Here is a 3208-nt window from a genome sequence, read left to right on the forward strand (position 1 = left end):
GGACTACCCAGTCCTTCAAGGCATATTCCTGTTGCTTGGCGTTTCAATTGTTCTCGCAAACCTCGTAGCCGATCTTGCCTACAGCCTTCTAGATCCGAGGGTCCGACAATGAGCGACAATATTGTTCGATATTGCCCGCGAGGCCGGGCGCGCGCAATAAAAGGCTTTCTGCGTCAATTTCTCAGCTATGGCGGTGCTCAGGTGGGCCTCGTATGTCTGGTATTCTTTCTTGTTGTGGGAGCGGTCCCCAATATTCTGGCGGGACCGCTCCAGACTGCGATCAATGCAACTGGCGATTTCCTCGCACCCCCATCAGGCGAGCATCTGCTCGGCACGGACGAAATCGGGCGGGACGTGCTCAATCTGGTCCTCCATGGTGCCCGGATCTCGCTTACGATTGCGCTACTCGCGACTGTGATCAGCCTCGTCGTTGGGACTACAATCGGTACGACCGCTGGCTACTATGGTGGCAGGGTCGACGTCTGGCTGATGCGCTTGACAGACTTCTTTTTTGTCATGCCGTCCTTCGTGCTGGCGCTGGTCATTACACCCGTGGTTCTCGAGGTGATGGGGCGCGGTGGAGAAATCCTGGGCTTCCGTCCTTCTCTTTTCGTGATCATTGTCGTTATAGGCATGACAAGCTGGTCCTTTGTTGCACGTATCGTCCGGAGTCAGACACTGTCGCTTAAGGAGCGACCATTCATTGATCGTGCGCGCGTTGCGGGTAGCAGTAATTTCGGCATCATGGTGCGGCACATCCTCCCCAATCTCGTGCCGCAAATCGCAGCCAATGGTGCGCTGGTGGTCGCCAGCGCAATCTATGTCGAGACATCGCTCTCATTCCTTGGACTCGGGGACCCGTTGCAGCCTTCATGGGGCACTTTGCTTTCGCTCGCTCAGCGCGCCGGCGCGGCCAGTGCTGGAGCCTGGTGGTACCTCGGCGCCCCAGGACTGTGCGTACTCACGGTTTCGCTTAGCTTCGTCCTGATTGGCAGTGCCCTTGACGACACGTTCAATCCACGGCGGAGGGTGATCCCATGACCAGCTCCTCCCAGGACAAAACACCGCTTCTGGAAATAGACCGGCTCTCTGTCGATTATGGGCTCAAGGGCGTTTCATTGCGAGCAATCGACGGCGTAAGCTTCGCGCTCCGAGCCGGAGAGGCCGTGGGCCTCGTCGGAGAATCGGGCAGTGGCAAGACCACGACCGCGATGGCGATCGCTGGTCTACTATCACCCAACGCGCGGGTCAGCGGCGGCCAAGTGCGCTATCGTGGCAACCGACTGCCGATCGACGATGATGCGGCGATGCGGCCACATCGCTGGAGCGAAACGTCCGTTGTCTTCCAGGGCGCGATGAACGCACTTAATCCTGTTCACCGCATTATCAAGCAGATCGCCGAGCCATGCATGCTGAAGCTCGGCATGTCGCGGGGCGAGGCGACCAAGCGGGGAAGTGAGTTGCTTCAACTGGTCGGCATCCCGGCGGATCGTGGTTCCGCCTACCCTCACGAGTTGTCGGGCGGAATGCGACAAAGGGTGATGATTGCCATGGCGCTCGCGTGTCGACCTTCGATTATCATTGGTGACGAGCCCACCACAGCGCTCGACGTCATCACTCAGGCTCAGATCCTTAACCTGCTAGGCGACTTGCGATCGCAGTTGAGCCTCGCCCTGATTTTGATCACCCACGACCTTTCTGTGGTGGCTAAGTGTTGTGATCGCGTAATGATCATGTACGCGGGCCGCATCGTCGAGGATGGCACTGTCGCCGAGATTTTCGCCCAGCCCAAACATCCCTACACCCGACAGCTGATCGAATCGATCCCGAACCCAGCGAGCGGCAAAAAGATGATCCGGCCAATACCGGGTGATCCTCCCAACTTGGTGAATCGACCCTCGGGCTGCGCTTTCCATCCGCGTTGCCCGTCGGTCATGGGGGGGTGCGCGACCGAAGTCCCCAGCCTCAATAAGTTCGGGCGGGGACGTGTCGCCTGTCACCTTCACCGGTCCTTGACGCAAGAAGACAAGGTCGCTGTTCATGCCTGACACTGCCGGCATCCTGCGTCTCGAGAGCCTGCAAGTTCATTTTCCTATCCAGGGCGGTCTGTTCGACCGTGTCCTGGGCCGATCTGTCGGCGCCATGCGCGCGGTAGACGGGATCGACCTCAACGTCGGGCGGGGCGAGATCGTCGCCCTGGTCGGCGAATCGGGAAGCGGCAAGACCACTGTGGGCCGCGTCATCACCAAGCTTGCCAAGCCGACTGGCGGCAGAATGCTGTTCGAAGGCCGCGACATGAGGTCGGTAGAGGGCTTCTCGGCTCTACGTCCGTACCGGCGTCGCGTGCAAATGATCTTCCAGGACGCTTATCAGGCCCTCAATCCGCGACACACCGTGTTCGACATCGTGGCGGAGCCGTTGCAGTCCCTGCGGCTGGTCGGTAACGCCACTCAACTCGCCGACCGGGTGAGTGAAGCGCTTGCGGCCGCTGGGCTCAATCCTCCCGGCGATTTCTTCGCCCGCTTCCCGCACGAGCTATCCGGCGGGCAGCGCCAGCGCGTCGTGATTGCAGGAGCGCTTGCCGTCCGGCCGGAACTCATCGTTGCTGATGAACCTGTATCGATGCTCGATGTCTCGATACGCGCTCAGATTCTTCAGGTCCTGGTTGACTTGCGCGACAGGCACAACATGGCGCTGCTGTTCATCACCCACGATTTGCCCCTTGCCTGGCTGATCGCCGACCGGATTGCGGTCTTGTATCTTGGAAAATTGGTCGAGATTGGTAGCGCCGACGAGATCACATTCAACCCTCGCCATCCGTATACCGTCGCCTTGCGCAACGCCACACCGCAGATTGGCGGCAACGCAGGTCGCGCCGAGTTGCCGGCCCTGCAGGGCGAGGTTCCAAGTGCCGCGCGCGTGCCGAAGGGCTGCCGTTTCCATCCTCGTTGCCCGCTTGCCTTCGACCGTTGCAAAGCTGAGGAGCCGCCGGCGATCGAAGTTGGACCACAGCACCTGTCAGCCTGCTGGCTCGCTAAGTGAAAGGCATGCAATCAGCGCCACCCCAATGAGCGTATTCCATCTGGTATTGCACAGGCAGGTGGGCTGGAACACCACCATGCAGATAGAATGCTGAGACCCGTCGAAATTGGCCACTCCATCTTGAATCAGTCTCAATGTCTGGGAGGCACTCTGAAGTGTGTAATGA

General features: G+C 59.6%; 4 protein-coding genes and 1 pseudogene. 4 read left to right on the top strand and 1 reads right to left on the bottom strand.

Going from position 1 to position 3208, the window contains the following annotated elements; genetic code table 11:
* The 4 genes and pseudogenes from EN925_RS41010 to EN925_RS29385 form a co-directional block, all read left to right on the top strand.
* Positions 1-112: pseudogene (locus EN925_RS41010) on the top strand (ABC transporter permease); the annotation flags it as partial.
* Positions 109-1041 carry an ABC transporter permease gene (locus EN925_RS29375; protein ID WP_063169343.1) on the top strand — a complete coding sequence of 311 codons (933 nt, stop codon included), beginning with the start codon at positions 109-111 and terminating at the stop codon, positions 1039-1041. The pseudogene EN925_RS41010 and the gene EN925_RS29375, both read left to right, overlap by 4 nt.
* Entirely contained in the window at positions 1038-2048 is a 1011-nt protein-coding gene (locus EN925_RS29380; RefSeq protein ID WP_063169342.1) for an ABC transporter ATP-binding protein, read from the top strand. The genes EN925_RS29375 and EN925_RS29380 overlap by 4 nt, the downstream gene beginning before the upstream one ends.
* Positions 2041-3042 carry an ABC transporter ATP-binding protein gene (locus tag EN925_RS29385; protein ID WP_063169341.1) on the top strand — a complete coding sequence of 334 codons (1002 nt, stop codon included), beginning with the start codon at positions 2041-2043 and terminating at the stop codon, positions 3040-3042. The genes EN925_RS29380 and EN925_RS29385 overlap by 8 nt, the downstream gene beginning before the upstream one ends.
* Here the strand turns inward: EN925_RS29385 and EN925_RS40260 are convergent.
* Positions 3019-3208 (bottom strand): hypothetical protein (locus EN925_RS40260; RefSeq protein WP_206632989.1); only part of this gene is annotated, 190 nt, incomplete at its 5' end. The genes EN925_RS29385 and EN925_RS40260 overlap by 24 nt on opposite strands.

The organism is Mesorhizobium sp. M7A.F.Ca.US.006.04.2.1, assembly GCF_004022915.1.
GTDB classification, from domain to species: Bacteria; Pseudomonadota; Alphaproteobacteria; order Rhizobiales; family Rhizobiaceae; genus Mesorhizobium; species Mesorhizobium ciceri.